The sequence below is a fragment of the Limosilactobacillus gorillae genome (assembly GCF_001293735.1).
Taxonomy (GTDB): Bacteria; Bacillota; Bacilli; order Lactobacillales; family Lactobacillaceae; genus Limosilactobacillus; species Limosilactobacillus gorillae.
In genome coordinates, this window is the sequence record NZ_BCAH01000042.1 from 1 (window position 1) to 16,052 (window position 16,052).

Below are 16,052 nucleotides of genomic sequence, written 5' to 3' on the forward strand. Positions count from 1 at the left end.
CCATAATATATCAATGAAGGAAACCCCGAAAGTGGGACACTTCATAAAGCAACTTTTTTCTAAGGCAAGCTACCAATTAAGTATTGGTAACTTGCCTTTTAATATTCCTTTGCTTGCGTTTGGTTTTGATTAAAAAGTAGGCGCCGATAGTAAAGTAAGGAGGCGGGATCCAATCGCAGGTGAGTTATTAATTGCTGATCCGACCAGTCACGGTGGAGGTGAAGTTGGTTTAAAACGTAGCCCTGGTGAAGGTTTCGCGGGCTGAGTGAGAAGTTGGTCAGCTTCTCGTCGCTCTTGAGGTACTTGTGCAAGCCAGCATTGGTCAAGCGGGGGGCTTCCCTGTTTAACCGGGTCTTTAAGAAAGGATCGGCACAGTTTTGAAGCTCACTTAGGGGCTGGTGAAAAACAGTAAAGTCCCTTAAAAATTGATCTTCAGTGGGGGTCGTTGGTGAAAGGTGGCGTAGCTCCTCGTTAAAGTCAGGGGCTAAAAATTCCCCAACCGTATACCCTCGCGCCGCTAAGAAAAGCACGAGGCGGGTGTAATAGTGGAGCTGATTACTTGCCAGGAGATCGTCTAAATTGTTGACCCACTTGGGGCTAACCTTGACTGCCGGTTTAGGTAGGGCCCCGTGAAGGGTTAGGGTTGGATAGTCATGGATAAGCTGGTGGGTGAATAGATAACGAAAGTAACGATTTAAGTGCGATAAGACCTTATTGGTGGTTGCCAGGGTGGCTTGGCGCTCCTCCTTGAGGTAGTTGAAATAGGACCGAACATCGGTCTCGGTAACCCGGTCAACCTGGGGATGATGTGCAAAGGCGGGGCGGTTGGCCCGTAAAAAGTCAAAAAAGCCGGTTAAGGTTGTGGTATAAGTGGTAACAGTGAGGGGAGCAAGCCCTTGGCTGATTAAAAACGGTTCGAAGGTGGTCTGGTAGGGATAGTGATCCTTCATGGTGGATACCTCCAGTATGCAAGATATAAGCAGATATTTACTTTAACTATATCACAAACAAAACCAAAATAACAACCAGCCTAACACACCCCCGTAAAATTTGCTAGAATAGAAAAGACTGTCGTGGTCACCATGACAAATCTGAACGAAACGAGGCCATAAACATTGAAAATTAAAACTTTACCGGCGGAATTTACGCCGGCCCGCCCAATCTTACAGCAAATTGAACAGGCGGGCTTTGAGGCCTACTTTGTGGGTGGGTGTGTTCGCGACACAATTTTAGGACTACCGATCCACGATATTGATATTGCAACTTCAGCATACCCAGCCGAGATTAAGCAGATCTTTAATCGAACAGTCGATACAGGGATTGAGCATGGGACGGTAATGATTTTAGATCACGGAACAGGTTATGAAACAACCACCTTCCGAACTGAATCAGGTTATCAAGACTTCCGGCGCCCCGACTCCGTCACCTTTGTGCGTTCTTTGAAAGAAGACCTCAAGCGCCGTGATTTCACTATTAATGCCCTGGCGCTAAAGGAGGATGGGGAGATAGTTGACCTCTTTGATGGGCTAGGAGATTTGAAGCGTCACCTGATTAGAGCAGTTGGAGAACCAGCAGAACGTTTCCATGAAGATGCTTTGCGTATGATGCGAGCCGCCCGTTTTGCCGCTAAGTTGGACTTTAAGATTGATCCAGCCACCCTGGCTGGGATAAGCGAAAACGCCCCATTGCTGAAAAAAATTGCTGTCGAACGGATTCAAGTCGAGTTTGAAAAACTCATGTTAGCGACGGCAGCATCTAAGGGACTTAACGTAATGCTTGAAACTGATCTTTACCGATACTGTCCTGGCCTAGATGGTAACTGGCAACATCTGAGCAATTTAGCAAGCACCAACTTGGCGATGCTGGTAAATTCAGCCCAAGTCTGGGGAGCATTGACCTACCATTTAGGAATGAAGTATAAGCAACTGGCGCCCTTCCTGAAAAAGTGGAAACTTTCTAACGACTTGATAACGGTGGTTCAACATCAATTACCACTCCTAAATCAAATTATGGGCGACCAGGTTAGCACTAGGGACCTGTTTAAGGCGGGGCAAGAGGCCGTTACGAATGCCGCGATTATTGCTAAGAGTTGTGGGGCCAATCTTGATCTGGTCAAACTTGAAAGGGCCTATCAGGACCTACCAATTAAAACCAGCCGTGAATTGGCAATCAACGGGGGTGATCTAATCAACAAGCTCGGTGTTAAGCCTGGTCCGGTGATGGGAAAGATTATTAACCATCTCGTTGATATGGTCGTTGATGGAGCGATCGCAAACGAACCTGATCTTCTCATGGACGAGGCGGCCAAGTTCATTGCTCAATAACAAGGGGGAAGAAGTGTGCAAACATTACGTGCGGATAATTTAACTAGTCGCTACGGAGAGAAGGTGCTCTTTGAAGACGTCTCTTTTCTGATTAACGAAGGGGACCGAATTGGGTTGATTGGCACCAATGGTAGTGGTAAGACCAGTCTACTTAACGTGATTGCTGGTCAGACGGGGGCTGATGCTGGCCAAATTACAAAGCCCGGTGATTACACGATCGGCTACCTAACGCAACAACCGGCTTTTGATCCAAATCTTTCGATCACCGATGCGGTCTTTGCCGGTAGTCAACGGGTTTTCCAAACAATTCGTAATTACGAAGCGGCCCTGACGGCTTATACCAATCATCCCGAGGATGCCGCTGTTGCTGAACAGTTTGCTAAATTGCAGTTAGCCATGGACCAGGAGGATGCCTGGGATGCTGATTCACGGATTAAGACGATTCTAACCCAGCTGAAGATAACTGATATGGATCAGAAGATGGGTGAATTATCCGGTGGCCAGCTTAAACGGATTGGTTTAGCCCAGGTGCTGATCCAGGAGCCGGATCTCTTGATGCTTGACGAACCAACCAACCACTTAGATCTGGATTCAATTGTCTGGCTGCAAGACTACTTAGCATCTTATAAGGGTGCCGTCTTGGTTGTTACCCATGACCGCTACTTTTTAGATCAGGTTACCAACCATATTTGGGAACTTGCTTACGGAGTAATGCATCATTACGTTGGGAACTATCAAGACTTTGTAGAGAAAAAGGCACAGCGCCTGGAGCTGTCCCAGGCCAGTGAACGTAAGAAGCAAAACCTTTACCGCAAGGAGCTCGCCTGGATGCGTCATGGTGCAAAAGCCCGTTCTACCAAACAAAAAGGGCGGATTAATCGCTTTAACGAATTAAAGGATTCTCTGGGACAGGTGGAGAAAGATGACGATATTGCCATCGATCTGGGTTACCAGCGTCTTGGTAAGGACGTGATTGAATTAAAGGATGCCAACCTTTCCTTGGGTGAACGACAAATATTACACGATTTTAACCTCCTCGTTCAAGGAGGCGATCGAATTGGGATTACTGGTGAAAACGGTGCCGGTAAGACGAGCCTCTTGAATGTAATCGCTCAACGAGTACCCCTTGATTCTGGGATTTTAAAAATCGGTGAGACCGTTAACTTGGGCTATTATACTCAGCAAACGGAGGGGATCGATGATGACAAGCGATTGGTTGCCTATTTAAATGAGGTCGCCGATAACGTTGTTGATAGATATGGACAACGCGTCGATGTGACTAAGCTACTGGAACGCTTCTTATTTCCACGTTTCATGCACGGAACCTTAATCCGTAAGCTTTCGGGAGGTGAAAAGCGGCGTCTCTACCTATTAAAAATTCTGATGCAACAACCAAACGTTCTGCTATTAGACGAACCAACCAACGACTTGGATATTGGGACGCTGACAGTCCTGGAAGACTACTTAGATGACTTTGCTGGAACTGTGATCACCGTTTCCCACGACCGCTATTTCTTAGACCGAGTTGCTGATAACTTGTTAATCTTTGACGGGAAGGGAAAGATTGAACGCTACACCGGGCGTTTTACCGATTACCTAGCTAAGCAAACAAAGGAACCGGTACCGACCCAAAAGACGGTGGCTAAAAAGCAGGAGCAAGCAGAACCGGTCAAAAAGGAAAAGACCAAGTTAACGTACGCTGAACAGTTGGAATGGGACCAGATTAACGAAGACCTCGACCAGCTAGCCGCCAAGCAAGAGAAAATTGAACAGGCAATGGCCGAAAACGGAGACAATTACGAAAAGCTAGCCGAACTGCAGGCTCAGCTGAACCAGGTTAACCAGGAGATGGATGAAAAGACCGTTCGTTGGGAATATTTGAGCGACTACGTGGAATAAAGCTTAGGGTCTTTGCTACAATAAACCCAATTAAAATTAAGGAGCGATTTGAATGACGGTAAATCATAATGAGGAACAATACTTAGACCTGGCGCGTCACGTTTTAGAATTTGGCGACGAGAAAGGTGACCGGACCGGAACGGGGACCAAGTCTGTTTTTGGTTACCAAATGCGGTTTAACCTTACGGAGGGCTTCCCGATTTTAACAACGAAAAAGGTTGCTTTTGGTTTGATCAAGAGCGAGTTACTGTGGTTCTTGCGTGGGGACACCAATATCCGTTTCCTATTACAGCACAAGAATCACATTTGGGACGAATGGGCCTTTAAAAAGTGGGTCGACGGTGTGGAATATACTGGCCCCGATATGACCGACTTTGGCCGGCGTTCCTTGGTCGATCCGGACTTTAATGAGGTATACAAGAAAGAGAAGCGGTCCTTTTGTAAACGAATTTTAGAAGACGATGATTTCGCAAAGAAGTACGGTGATCTTGGTCTAGTCTACGGTTCCCAGTGGCGGTCATGGCAGACGCCGAACGGTCCGGTTGATCAGCTTCAAAGGGTGATTGAACAGATCAAGACCAACCCAGACTCCCGCCGCTTAATCGTGACTGCTTGGAACCCTGCTGATGTCGATGATATGGCCTTGCCACCGTGTCACACGATGTTCCAGTTCTACGTCAATAACGGTAAACTGTCATGCCAGCTTTACCAACGTAGTGCTGATATCTTCTTGGGGGTACCGTTTAACATTGCCTCTTATGCTTTGTTGACCCATATGGTTGCTCACCAGTGCGGGCTTGAAGTTGGTGAATTTGTCCACACCCTGGGGGATGCCCACATCTACTTAAACCACATTGACCAGATTAAAGAACAGCTAAGCCGGCCGGTTCACCAGGCTCCCAAACTGATCTTACCAGAACAAACTAAGTCAATTGACGAGTACGAAATGGACGACATTCGTTTGGAAGGTTATGAACACGAGGACGCCATTAAGGCACCGGTCGCCGTTTAGGAGGGACGTTAAATGGGAAAGATTGCCTTTATTTGGGCGGAGGATCAAGCTGGCTGGATTGGTAAGGGGAATGGCTTACCGTGGCACCTAGCCGCCGATTTAAAGCACTTTAAACAAGTCACCAGTGGTCACCCAGTGGTGATGGGGCGTCGAACATATACTTCGATCGGCCGCCCTCTGCCCAAACGAACCAACTTAGTCGTAACTAGCAGCAAGGAACCAATTGAGGGAGTTCAGCTGATTGATGGTCTCAGCGCCCTAACCAAATGGCTAGCTGGTCAAGATGATGAAGAGATTTTTATCATTGGCGGGGCGCACCTGTTTAAATCAACCCTGCCCCTTGTCAACGTTTTATACCGGACAGTGGTTGAAGGTGACTACCATGGGGACGTAAAAATGGCGCCCATCGACTACCATAAGTGGCAAAAAGTCGCTGAACGCCATGTTGAAGCAACCGGGAAGGACCCGGCCTGCACCTTTGAAAAATGGGTTTTGTTAGACGAAGAATAGAATTGAAAAGTACATCAAGGTGGTACCCCCGAGGACAAAGAGGTGCCAGATTAAATGGGTGTACTGGGTGGGGAAGCTATATAAGACGGCCCCGAGAGTGAAGGTCACCCCGCCTAAGAATAGGAGGCCAAAGCCAACTGGTCCAAGGGCGTGGTAAAGGGGGATGATTGCACAAAGACACATCCAGCCCATTACTACGTAAATTACGGTTGACCAGAGGCTTTTTTTATCTAACCAGATTGACTTATAAATCACACCGCCAATGGCCATTAACCAAATAACGATTAACAGGCTCCAGCCCAGCCATCCCCGGATGGAAACCAGGCAATAGGGGGTGTAGGACCCGGCAATCAGCAGGTAAATCATTGAATGATCAAAGACCTGAAAGATATGACGGGCGCGGGTAAAGATTAGGGAGTGAAAAAGGGTTGAGGCCAGATAAAAGAGGACTAAAACGGCACCATAAATTGAAAAGGAAACAATTTTGATCGGACTGTGGGAATGGACCGCCGTCACGATCAAAACGACTAGTCCGGCAATTGCTAGAGCAACACCAAGCCCGTGGGTCACGGCGTTGCCAATTTCAATTAACAGATTTGGTTGTTTACGTTGCATAGTAGAACTCCTTTAAGCGGGGGACCCGGTGAAATCATGGTTGACTTTTGTTATACTAACATTTGGGTACAAACTTCCCGCGGGTTTGTAATATAATGATTATGTGATCTAGTTTTAAAAACTAGATATATTATACCAAATTTTTCAGGAAGAGTGATAAATTCCATGGCAAAAATTAAAATTGTAGCGGATTCTTCCGCTGGTTTAACCGAAACGGAAATTGAAAAGTACGGGATTACGATTATCCCCTTGTCCGTGATGATTGATGGGACTGTTTACGTTGAGCGTGAAACCATCACTAACGATCAATTTCCGGACATGATGGAAAAGGCGCATTCCTTACCTAAGACCTCCCAGCCGCCAATTGGTAAGTTTACCGATGCCTTTGATCGGCTTGGTGAAGATGGGTCTGAAGTCTTGTGCGTCTGCATGATGGAGTCCATTTCAGGAACCGTCCACGCAGCAGAACAGGCGGCTAGCTTAACCAAGACTAACGTCAAGGTGGTTGATTGTCATACCACCGACCGGGCAATGGCCTTTCAAATTATCGAGGCTGCTAAGGTGATCGAAGAGGGTGGTTCCATGGACGACGCCCTTGCTAAGATGAAGGAAGTTTATGATCACCACAAGCTCTACTTAGCCATTGATAACTTAGATAACCTGGTGGCTGGTGGACGGGTATCCCGCTTTGCCGGGACGCTTTCTAACCTATTAAATATCAAGGTAATGTTGGATGTGTACGGTGGTCAGATTCACGTTGCCATGAAGGGTCGTGGGATCAAGGCCATTCACAAGGAATGGGATAAGATTTTAGCCAATATGGCTAACGGCCCTAAGGTTAAGGGAATTGGGCTCTCCCATGTCAAGAGTGACAAAGAAGTTGACCGTCTGAAGGCAAAGCTTACTGAATTATTCCCATCAATTGACATTACCGTTCGTGAAACGGTGCCGGTTATCGCAACCCATACTGGTCTGGGTGCTTGTTGTTTAATATACTACACTGAATAAGTAAGTACGTTCCCGCACTAATATTGATGTAGGGTCGTATTTACTTCCACCGTTTTCTAGAAGGGATTACGTGGACTGATTCCGAGAACGAAGAGTTTGTCAAAAGCACCAATGATTAACGAATCGGGACGGGAAATGTGCTACAATGGTTAGCGACCAACTCTTGGTGGGCATGGTGATGCCTCACCGGCCCGCAAGAAAAGTAATAAAAAGGGGCGACCACCTGGTCGCCCCTTTTGTTTGGAGGAAAAGTGTTTGAGAAAAAAGAACTGGCGATGGTTACTTGTAGGGGTAGCATTGTTAGCTATCCTTGGCGGTAGTACCTGGTATTTTCATGAGCGACCGTCCTTAGTTGCTAATCAGGAGCAGCAACGAATTTTAAAGAAGAAGATCCTTCTGGTGGCCTTAGGGGATTCATTAACCCATGGTCAGGGAGATGAAAAGGATCAGGGCGGTTATGTTGGCCAGATCAAGACCCGCCTGGAAGATAAGTATGGTAACCAGGTGACAACGGAAAACTTCGGTGTTACCGGGGACCGATCCGACCAGATTAAGGCCCGTTTGGACAGCCAAAAGGAGATTCAAACGGGAATCCGGTCCGCCGACGTAATCGTGATGACCGTGGGGGGCAATGATTTGATGCAGACGCTGGAAAAGACGGCCTTTTCAGATTCATCATCGACAGTGGAAAAAGCTGTTGATGCGGCGGGTAAAACATACCAGCTTAAGTTAACGGCCCTGCTTAAAGACGTCCGTAAGTATAACCCAAACGCTCAGATCTTTGTCTTCTCCATTTACAATCCCTTTTACACATACTTTCCCAATGTCACGGTGATTTCAAAGGCGGTTGCTAAGTGGAATCAATTGACCAAGCAGGTGGTGGCTAAGTATCAGCCAGCCACCTTTGTAGACGTTGATTATTTGCTTTCTTATGGTCAATACACCACTAGGGAAAAGCGTCAGCAATTGGCGGCCCAAGCCCAAAAAACTAATGATGGTCAAATTAGTCAGGCGAGTGTTCTTGCAATTATGAATAACAAGGATCATAACCTAAATGAGTACATCTCAACGACGGATAACTTCCATCCCAATCACTTAGGCTATACCAAGATGACAGATAAGTTATTTAACGCGATGGTTCATAACAACAGCTTTGAATACCAAACGAGGTAAAGTATGCAGCACAGACAATCAAACACACATAACCCATGGAAGTGGGCCTTCTTCATTCTGGCAGCCATAGTGGTGATTAGTTGTGGAGTAGTGATTAATAAAGCTACCGCCCCGACGAATGTTCCGGCGGAAGTAGTGGCAACTAAGCCACAAGACACCTCCGTGGAAGTAACCCTGAACCGCAAGCAAGTGAATGCCCTTTCTGCTAACTACTTGAATAAGTTTTTAAAGGATAGTAAGGTCAAGTATCGGTTCGTGGTTGGTAATAAGTACGCAACTGTAATTGGCCGAACCAAGTTCTTGGGAGCAACGGTTCAGTTTTCCTTGAACTTCATCCCGGAACGCACGAGTCAGAACAATGTCTTATTAAGGGCGAAGGGACTGGCGGTTGGTAGGTTGAATCTACCAATTAGGTTTGTAATGGGCTTTTTGAAGAAAAACTATAAGCTTCCCACTTGGGTCAGCCTAGATGTTAAAAAGGAGACGATTTTATTAGACTTAAATAAGTACAGTCAAGATAAGTCCGTTCAATACAGTGCCAAAGAGATTAACATGAATGAAGGGACCTTCCGCTTTTTAATCACCATCCCGAATAATAAATAGGAGGAAGTATGTACCGGGAGAGCTTTTACCACTTTCTAATGACCCAGCGTAACCCCAACCAACCCGACGAGGTTGAGCAGTTTGCAAATAATGCCTTTTTAGACTCAGCTTTTCCAAAGCAGTCGCAGGATTTTAATGAGATTTCGCAATACCTTGAGGAAAACGCGGAGTACCTACCAACAATGCTAGTTTTTGATGATGCCTGGAATCGCTACTTACAGAAGATGAATTAGGAGGAAATCATGGCAACAATTCAATGGTTCCCTGGCCACATGGCTAAAGCCCTGCGCCAAATTAAAGAACAAATGCCCCTGGTTGATATCGTATTTGAACTCGTCGACGCCCGGGTTCCTTACTCAACGCAAAATCCAGAAATCGACCGAATGGCCGGTGATAAGCCCCGCTTGTTGATCATGACAAAAACCGATTTGGCTGATCCGGAAACGACGGCCCGCTGGATTGACTTTTTTGAACGAAATGGTCAACCGGTCTTGGCACTGGATTCGCGAGCTCATCAAGTTGCTAATAAGGTAACTAATAAGGCTCAGCAAATCTTAAAGGATCGGATGAAAGCTGAACTAGAAAAGGGGATGCAAAAACGGGCCATTCGTGCCATGTGCGTGGGGGTACCAAACGTTGGCAAGTCCACGTTACTTAACCACCTGATTAAAAAGAACGTGGCTGCTACTGGAAATCGTCCCGGGGTAACGACCGGTCAGCAATGGTTGCGATCGTCGGCGGCCCTTGAACTACTAGATACCCCGGGGGTATTATGGCCAAAGTTTGCTACCCAAACTCAGGCCAAGATGCTGGCCTTGTCTGGGGCCATCAAGGATTCACTGTACCCTAAGGATGATGTGGCTATTTTTGCTCTTGACTACCTCCGCAAGAACCGCCCACAGGAATTAATCAGCCGCTATCGTTTAAGCTCGACGAGCCTTGACGAGGACGTTCTTACCCCGGATCTTTTACTTGAAATCACCAAAAAAATGGGAATGCGTGATGACTATGACCGAGCCAGTGAACGGCTGATCTTTGAGATGCGTCGGGGAAAGTTAGGGACCTTCACATTAGAAGATCCAGCCGATTCGGAAGGAAATGCCGTAGATGAGTAAGCAATCCATTAGTGAAATTAAGGTGCTCTTAGCAAAACTGGATGATCTAAACGACCCCTTAGTGCAGAAATTAAAAGATGATCCGCGCAAGGGGGTTCAGGCGGCCCTAGTCCAGTTTGAAAAGCGGCTTTTGAAGCGGGCCCAAGCCCAAATTGCTTTCAAAAGGCGGTTTACTTACGAAGAGGAGCTATGGCTGGCTGGTAACCAGTACGTGGCCGGAATTGATGAGGTAGGACGGGGGCCCTTAGCGGGGCCAGTTGTGACCTGTGCGGTGATCTTAAACCGTAACTTTGACCTAGTTGGGGTAACAGACTCAAAGCAACTGACCCGGCACGAGCGCGAGCAGCTGTACTTACGGATCTTAGACGAGGCTGTTGAGGTGTCCTTAGCCGTCAGTCCCGCCGAAGAGATTGACCGTTTAAATATCTACGCGGCCACTCAGGCAGCTATGATTCGCTCGGTCAAATCCATGCATCATCGGCCTAGCCACTTGATTGTTGATGCGGTCCCCTTAGATATTCCAATTCCCCAGACAACGCTAATTAAAGGGGATCAAAAGAGTATTTCAGTGGCGGCAGCCTCAATAGTGGCTAAGGAGTACCGGGACCATTTGATGGCCATTTATGACCGGCTTTACCCGGGTTATGACTTTGCTAGCAATATGGGTTATGGGACAGCGGCCCATTTGGAAGGTTTAAAGAAATTCGGGGCCTGTCCAATTCATCGGACAAGTTTTCGCCCCGTCACAGATTATCTCAATTAATTTTGTCATTATTTAAGGTTCCTCCGTACTTAACCAGTAGGGAGGATTTTTTATGCAACCACGAGATTTTATTTTACGTCTCAGCCTGTGCCCGGGTCTCGGTCCGGTCAGCCGGTACCGCCTATGGCAGGCTGCTGAACAAACTTACTGCTTCGATAATTTGGAACTACTTGTTGCCCAAGCCGCAATGACTCCCAAGGTCAAGGAGAATCTATTTAAAAACTGGCCAAGCCCTTATTTAGATCGTTTGGTGCAACAAAATAGCCGGGTTTCGTGTCTGACCATCTTAGACAGTGACTATCCATCCCTATTACGAGAGAGTTACTGCCCACCCTTAGTTTTATACTATCAGGGGCATCGGGAACTGTTAACGATGCCAACCTTGGCGATAGTCGGTGCTAGGCAAGCAACCAATTACGGTTATGCAGTTCTTGAAAAATTAATTCCTGGTTTAACCAGCCACCGTTTAGCAATTGTATCCGGGCTTGCTAAGGGGATCGATGCAAGGAGCCATCAGATCGCTTTAAACACTGGAGGAAAGGTAATTGCCGTGATTGGTACTGGCCTTGACCAGGTATACCCCCGTAACAATGGGAATCTACAGAGGACTGTGGCTAGCCAGGGGCTACTCTTAACCGAATACCCCTTAAATACACCCCCCTTGCCTAACCACTTTCCAACCCGGAATCGAATCATTGCGGGACTTTGTCAAACCTGCTTAGTGGTGGAGGCCCGGCAAAAAAGCGGTAGCTTAATCACCGCCAACTTGGCTCTCCAAGAGAATCGTAACGTTTGTGCCGTCCCCGGGCCAATTACCAGCCCAACTTCACTTGGAACCAATGAATTAATTGCGGAAGGGGCGGTGCCAATCACTGGTGTTAAAGACATTTTGGCCGAATTTGAACAGCAATTTGATCCGGAAGCTTAAAAGGACTTTCTATCTTTCATTTGACACGAGGGCGCCCGTGCATTAATAATAAATGAAATAGATTATTAAATGACAGGAGCCGATGAGTTTGGTAACTAAACAAGAAAGCGTAACTAAAAAGAAACCAACCCGGCGCAAAACGAGCCGTTCAAACCAAAAGAAGCTGGTGATTGTGGAATCGCCATCCAAGGCTAAAACGATTAGTAAGTACCTTGGGCGAACTTATAAGGTTATTGCCAGCCTGGGCCATGTCCGTGACCTCCCTAAGTCACGAATGGGGGTTGATATTGAAAATAATTATCAACCCGATTACATCTCAATCCGTGGTAAGGGGGATGTAATCAAGGAACTACGCAAGGATGCCCGAGCCGCAAAAACCGTTTATCTGGCTTCTGACCCGGACCGTGAAGGGGAAGCGATCGCCTGGCACGTTGCTAACCTCTTAAAGATGGACCCGCAAGAAAAGAATCGGGTTACCTTCCATGAAATCACCAAGGATGCGGTAAAAGAGGCCTTTAAGGAACCACGAACCATCAACATGAACTTGGTTGATGCTCAACAGGCACGTCGGGTTCTTGATCGCCTGGTAGGGTATTCAATTTCTCCGATTCTCTGGAAGAAGGTTAAGAAGGGACTTTCGGCCGGCCGGGTCCAATCCGTTGCCTTAAACTTAATTATCCAACGTGAAAATGAGATTCGTAACTTCAAGCCGGAAGAATACTGGACGATCGATGCCGACTTCAAAAAGGGACGCGAAAAATTCAAGGCTACTTATTACGGGCAGGCTGGTAAGAAGGCTTCCTTAAAGAATCAACAAGCTGTCCAGCAAGTTCTACAATCAATTGATCGTAAGCAACCGTTTGAAATCACTAAGGTTGAACGCCGGGAGCGCCGGCGGATGCCACAACCGCCGTTTACAACCTCTACTATGCAACAAGATGCCAACCGACGGCTAAACTTCCGTACTCGGAAGACCATGATGGCTGCTCAGCAACTGTATGAAGGAATTAGCATTGGCCAGGGAGCTGCCGTTGGGTTGATTACCTACATGCGGACTGACTCAACCCGAATTGCCGGGGTGGCTAAGCAGGAGGCTGCAACCTTTATTCATGAAAATTACGGGGAAAACTATGCAGCGACCAAGCCGGTTAAGGGTAAACTTCAAGAGGGAGCTCAAGACGCCCACGAAGCGATTCGGCCAACCTCGGTTAACCGTACCCCCGCTGAAATGAAGGAATTTTTAACCCCAGATCAATACAAATTATATAACCTGATCTGGTGCCGGTTTGTGGCCAGCCAGATGACGGCCCAGGTAACGGATACGATGGCCGTAACGATTAGCCAGAATGAAGTTGACTTCCGCGCCAATGGATCGAAGGTTAAGTTTGATGGTTTTACCAAGGTATATAAACGGAGCCAGGAAAAGGATAACCTTCTACCAAACCTAGAAGAGGGCGATAAGGTGACCATGGTGGCCGATAATCCGGCCCAACACTTTACGCAGCCACCAGCCCGCTTTACGGAAGCCGCCCTGGTTAAGACATTGGAAGAAAACGGAGTTGGGCGTCCATCTACGTATGCCCCAACTTTGGACACAATTCAGCGCCGCTACTACGTTAAGCTTGCATCACGGCACTTTGAACCAACCGAGTTAGGTGAAATCGTCAACGACTTGATCATTAAGCAGTTTCCTGAGATTGTCAATGTTAAGTTCACAGCTGAGGTTGAAGGCTCCCTCGATAAGATTGAAGAGGGAAAGGAAAACTGGGTTAAAGTGGTGGATGACTTCTACCAACCATTTTCAAAAGAGGTTGCCACGGCCGAAGAGCAGGTAGCTAAGATTGAGATGAAAGACGAGTTGGCCGGTAGTGACTGTGAAATTTGTGGGGCACCGATGGTCATCAAGATGGGGAAGTATGGCAAATTTTACGCCTGCTCCCGCTTCCCAAACTGCCGTAACACGAAGGCAATTGTCAAGGATACCGGGATTGAGTGTCCACTTTGCCACCAGGGAACAGTAGTCGAGCGCAAATCCAAGAAAAACCGGGTCTTTTATGGCTGTTCCCGTTACCCAGATTGTGAATTTGTTTCCTGGGATCGACCAATTGGACGGGAATGCCCAAAGGATGGCCACTTCTTGGTCGAAAAGAAGGTCAGGGGAGGGAAGCAAGTCCTCTGTCCGAATGGCGATTACAAAGAAGAAGTTCAAAAATAATCTTATCAATACCCACCGTAATTGGTGGGTATTTTTGTTTTAACCCCGAAAGGGTTTCCAATTTTAATTTTCTTAGGATATTGACTATGTTATAATTTCTAAAGATTAGTTGGGAGGGGATTACTGGTAATGGATGAAGAGTTAGAAATGGCCTTTTTAGAGGCTCAAACGGGAAAGCTGGCGGCATCAACGTTAATTGGATACAGACGGAACTTAAGTTTTGTAAGACGCCGTTTTCCGGGTCAGTGGCCCGGCTGGCTTGACCTTACTACCGTTAAATTACGTGATTTTTTTATTGCCCGTCAAAGGGAAGGTGTTAGCGCATCAACCACCCGCTACCAAGCAACTACTTTACGAAGGTTTTACCACTACCTGTTGGAACGAGGACTGGTTAAACAAAATCCCTTGACGGGTATCCAGTTCGATAACATCAACTACAATGAATCCGGCCTACCAACCTACCAACTCTTAATGGAATCGATTAAACAAAACCGCAAACGTGCAACCACAATGGAGAAGACGGCAACCTACCTGATAATTGAAACAGGGATGCGGACCAGCGAGTTGATCCACTTAACGTGGGGGCAGGTTGATTTTGCCATGCGAGTGGTCTTGATCAAAAATGATGAGGGTGTGGGACGCTATGTTCCACTGACCAGTGACTTGTTGGATCTGTTGAATAAGCTGCGCGAGACTTTCTTGACCCCTCCGGATGCCACCACGCCAGTTTTAGCACTTGCCAATGGAAAAAAGATTAGCCGGGCGTGGATCGAACGAACGATCCGCCGAGTTAGTGGGGGAGCCACCCCAGCCGGCCTTCGTCACGCCTACATCGATAAGGTGGTTTCAGAAGAACGATTTGAGGATGCTAACCGCTTGGCGGGGCATAAAACCTTGGTAGCTACGGCTAGATACCAGGTCAACCAGTTTCATGACCTAAAGAAAAAGTATGAGCAGTATTTTTAGAGAGGAAGAAAAACGGACGATGATTACAATTGAGAATGAAGAATTAGTGGTTCAAATTGCCCCCCAGGGCGCACAGATGCACAGTATTCGGCGTAAGGCAAGTACCCTTGAGTATCTGTGGCAGGGTGATGCAAAATCCTGGTCAAGACAAGCCCCGGTTCTCTTTCCTTTTGTGGGACGCCTTTTGGATGATCAATATACCTACCAGGGACACCAATACCACCAAACTCAGCATGGTTTTGCCCGGGATATGGTATTTACAGTTGCTCAACAAGGAGCCGATTGGGTGGTCTTTAATTTAAGGAGCGACGCCCAGACAAAGGCGGTATACCCGTTTGACTTCTCACTTTCAATTACCTATGCCTTAGACCACGACCATCTTGTCATCAGCTACCAGGTCGAAAATACGGACGACCAAAGTCTGCTACGCTACGCTTTGGGTGCGCACCCAGGTTTCAACATTCCGCTAACGAAGCAGGGGAGCTTTGAAACGGCAACCTTGGCGGTTAACCCGGCGAAGGTCTATCCACAGATTCCCTTGGTAGGGCCCTACAGTGATTTAAAGCATCCTAAGGAACTGGATGCACGTAAGGCGATGCAGCTTAACCATCAGCTCTTTGATCACGATGCCCTTGTTTTCGCTCCTTATGGTGCCGATCTGAGCCTAACCCTAACCGAGCCGCAGAGTGGGCACGGGGTTGAAGTCAAAACGAGTGGGACTCCCTTTGTTGGTGTTTGGTCTCAATATCCGAAGACCGGTAACTTTATCTGCATCGAACCGTGGTGGGGATTGGCTGATGGGGTCGACAGCGATGGTGAATTAATTCATAAGACTGCCATGAATCAGTTGAATCCGGGAGCAAGTGCCAATTACCAATTTACCATCCGTCCGTTTTAAAATTAAAAAGGAGTAACCAGAAG

Annotated in this window: 16 protein-coding genes; 14 read left to right on the forward strand and 2 right to left on the reverse strand. The window is 47.1% G+C overall.

Translation table 11 applies throughout. The annotated features are described in order from the left end of the window. Nucleotides 1-98: 98 nt before the first annotated feature. On the reverse strand, nucleotides 99-950 hold the full coding sequence (locus tag AOQ57_RS07085) for a phage integrase N-terminal SAM-like domain-containing protein (protein WP_093626570.1): 852 nt from the start codon (nucleotides 948-950) through the stop codon (nucleotides 99-101). A 165-nt stretch (nucleotides 951-1,115) separates the two neighbouring features. On the opposite strand from AOQ57_RS07085, the gene AOQ57_RS07090 reads away from it, so the two are divergent. From AOQ57_RS07090 to AOQ57_RS07105, 4 genes are read left to right on the forward strand one after another with little or no spacing between them, the layout of a single operon-like run. Further along, nucleotides 1,116-2,324: a CCA tRNA nucleotidyltransferase gene (locus AOQ57_RS07090; protein WP_093626572.1), complete on the forward strand. Its 1,209-nt coding sequence runs from the start codon at nucleotides 1,116-1,118 to the stop codon at nucleotides 2,322-2,324. A gap of 15 nt (nucleotides 2,325-2,339) precedes the next feature. Next, the gene (locus AOQ57_RS07095) at nucleotides 2,340-4,223 is read left to right on the forward strand and encodes an ABC-F family ATP-binding cassette domain-containing protein (protein WP_093626574.1); all 1,884 of its coding nucleotides are present in this window, start codon (nucleotides 2,340-2,342) and stop codon (nucleotides 4,221-4,223) included. Nucleotides 4,224-4,275: 52 nt separating this feature from the next. Continuing rightward, complete coding sequence (locus AOQ57_RS07100; RefSeq protein WP_093626576.1) at nucleotides 4,276-5,235, forward strand: thymidylate synthase; 960 nt, start codon at nucleotides 4,276-4,278, stop codon at nucleotides 5,233-5,235. Between the two features lie 12 nt (nucleotides 5,236-5,247). Next, nucleotides 5,248-5,745, forward strand: a complete 498-nt coding sequence (locus AOQ57_RS07105; protein ID WP_093626578.1) for a dihydrofolate reductase — start codon at nucleotides 5,248-5,250, stop codon at nucleotides 5,743-5,745. Here AOQ57_RS07105 and trhA read toward each other — a convergent pair. Then, nucleotides 5,731-6,360 carry a PAQR family membrane homeostasis protein TrhA gene (gene trhA / locus AOQ57_RS07110; protein WP_093626580.1) on the reverse strand — a complete coding sequence of 210 codons (630 nt, stop codon included), beginning with the start codon at nucleotides 6,358-6,360 and terminating at the stop codon, nucleotides 5,731-5,733. The genes AOQ57_RS07105 and trhA overlap by 15 nt on opposite strands. A 165-nt stretch (nucleotides 6,361-6,525) precedes the next feature. Here trhA and AOQ57_RS07115 point away from each other — a divergent pair, with 165 nt between their 5' ends. From AOQ57_RS07115 to AOQ57_RS07160, 10 genes are all read left to right on the forward strand, one after another. After that, complete coding sequence (locus AOQ57_RS07115; RefSeq protein ID WP_093626582.1) at nucleotides 6,526-7,368, forward strand: DegV family protein; 843 nt, start codon at nucleotides 6,526-6,528, stop codon at nucleotides 7,366-7,368. A gap of 255 nt (nucleotides 7,369-7,623) precedes the next feature. Continuing rightward, the gene (locus tag AOQ57_RS07120; protein ID WP_093626584.1) at nucleotides 7,624-8,541 is read left to right on the forward strand and encodes an SGNH/GDSL hydrolase family protein; all 918 of its coding nucleotides are present in this window, start codon (nucleotides 7,624-7,626) and stop codon (nucleotides 8,539-8,541) included. 3 nt (nucleotides 8,542-8,544) lie between these two features. Beyond that, complete coding sequence (locus tag AOQ57_RS07125; RefSeq protein ID WP_093626586.1) at nucleotides 8,545-9,144, forward strand: YpmS family protein; 600 nt, start codon at nucleotides 8,545-8,547, stop codon at nucleotides 9,142-9,144. A gap of 8 nt (nucleotides 9,145-9,152) precedes the next feature. Continuing rightward, nucleotides 9,153-9,377 carry a YozE family protein gene (locus AOQ57_RS07130; RefSeq protein ID WP_093626588.1) on the forward strand — a complete coding sequence of 75 codons (225 nt, stop codon included), beginning with the start codon at nucleotides 9,153-9,155 and terminating at the stop codon, nucleotides 9,375-9,377. Nucleotides 9,378-9,386: 9 nt separating this feature from the next. Then, nucleotides 9,387-10,259: a ribosome biogenesis GTPase YlqF gene (gene ylqF / locus AOQ57_RS07135; protein ID WP_093626590.1), complete on the forward strand. Its 873-nt coding sequence runs from the start codon at nucleotides 9,387-9,389 to the stop codon at nucleotides 10,257-10,259. Continuing rightward, a complete protein-coding gene (gene rnhB / locus AOQ57_RS07140; RefSeq protein ID WP_093626592.1) occupies nucleotides 10,252-11,022 on the forward strand; it encodes a ribonuclease HII in 771 nt (256 codons plus the stop codon). Before ylqF ends, rnhB begins: the two co-directional genes overlap by 8 nt. 52 nt (nucleotides 11,023-11,074) lie before the next feature. Then, nucleotides 11,075-11,950 carry a DNA-processing protein DprA gene (gene dprA, locus AOQ57_RS07145; protein ID WP_093626594.1) on the forward strand — a complete coding sequence of 292 codons (876 nt, stop codon included), beginning with the start codon at nucleotides 11,075-11,077 and terminating at the stop codon, nucleotides 11,948-11,950. Between the two features lie 82 nt (nucleotides 11,951-12,032). Continuing rightward, nucleotides 12,033-14,165: a type I DNA topoisomerase gene (topA, locus tag AOQ57_RS07150; RefSeq protein WP_093626596.1), complete on the forward strand. Its 2,133-nt coding sequence runs from the start codon at nucleotides 12,033-12,035 to the stop codon at nucleotides 14,163-14,165. 129 nt (nucleotides 14,166-14,294) lie between these two features. Further along, nucleotides 14,295-15,131, forward strand: a complete 837-nt coding sequence (locus tag AOQ57_RS07155) for a tyrosine-type recombinase/integrase (protein ID WP_235789029.1) — start codon at nucleotides 14,295-14,297, stop codon at nucleotides 15,129-15,131. Nucleotides 15,132-15,150: 19 nt separating this feature from the next. Continuing rightward, a complete protein-coding gene (locus AOQ57_RS07160; protein WP_093626600.1) occupies nucleotides 15,151-16,029 on the forward strand; it encodes an aldose 1-epimerase family protein in 879 nt (292 codons plus the stop codon). The last annotated feature ends 23 nt before the right edge of the window (nucleotides 16,030-16,052 follow it).

Bases quoted from the DNA above. Each gene is read 5' to 3' on its own strand.
- AOQ57_RS07085 (WP_093626570.1), bottom strand. From the start codon at position 950: ATGAAGGATCACTATCCCTACCAGACCACCTTCGAACCGTTTTTAATC.
- AOQ57_RS07100 (WP_093626576.1), top strand. From the start codon at position 4,276: ATGACGGTAAATCATAATGAGGAACAATACTTAGACCTGGCGCGTCAC.
- AOQ57_RS07105 (WP_093626578.1), top strand. From the start codon at position 5,248: ATGGGAAAGATTGCCTTTATTTGGGCGGAGGATCAAGCTGGCTGGATT.
- trhA (WP_093626580.1), bottom strand. From the start codon at position 6,360: ATGCAACGTAAACAACCAAATCTGTTAATTGAAATTGGCAACGCCGTG.
- AOQ57_RS07115 (WP_093626582.1), top strand. From the start codon at position 6,526: ATGGCAAAAATTAAAATTGTAGCGGATTCTTCCGCTGGTTTAACCGAA.
- AOQ57_RS07125 (WP_093626586.1), top strand. From the start codon at position 8,545: ATGCAGCACAGACAATCAAACACACATAACCCATGGAAGTGGGCCTTC.
- AOQ57_RS07130 (WP_093626588.1), top strand. From the start codon at position 9,153: ATGTACCGGGAGAGCTTTTACCACTTTCTAATGACCCAGCGTAACCCC.
- ylqF (WP_093626590.1), top strand. From the start codon at position 9,387: ATGGCAACAATTCAATGGTTCCCTGGCCACATGGCTAAAGCCCTGCGC.
- rnhB (WP_093626592.1), top strand. From the start codon at position 10,252: ATGAGTAAGCAATCCATTAGTGAAATTAAGGTGCTCTTAGCAAAACTG.
- dprA (WP_093626594.1), top strand. From the start codon at position 11,075: ATGCAACCACGAGATTTTATTTTACGTCTCAGCCTGTGCCCGGGTCTC.
- topA (WP_093626596.1), top strand. From the start codon at position 12,033: ATGAGTTTGGTAACTAAACAAGAAAGCGTAACTAAAAAGAAACCAACC.
- AOQ57_RS07155 (WP_235789029.1), top strand. From the start codon at position 14,295: ATGGATGAAGAGTTAGAAATGGCCTTTTTAGAGGCTCAAACGGGAAAG.
- AOQ57_RS07160 (WP_093626600.1), top strand. From the start codon at position 15,151: ATGATTACAATTGAGAATGAAGAATTAGTGGTTCAAATTGCCCCCCAG.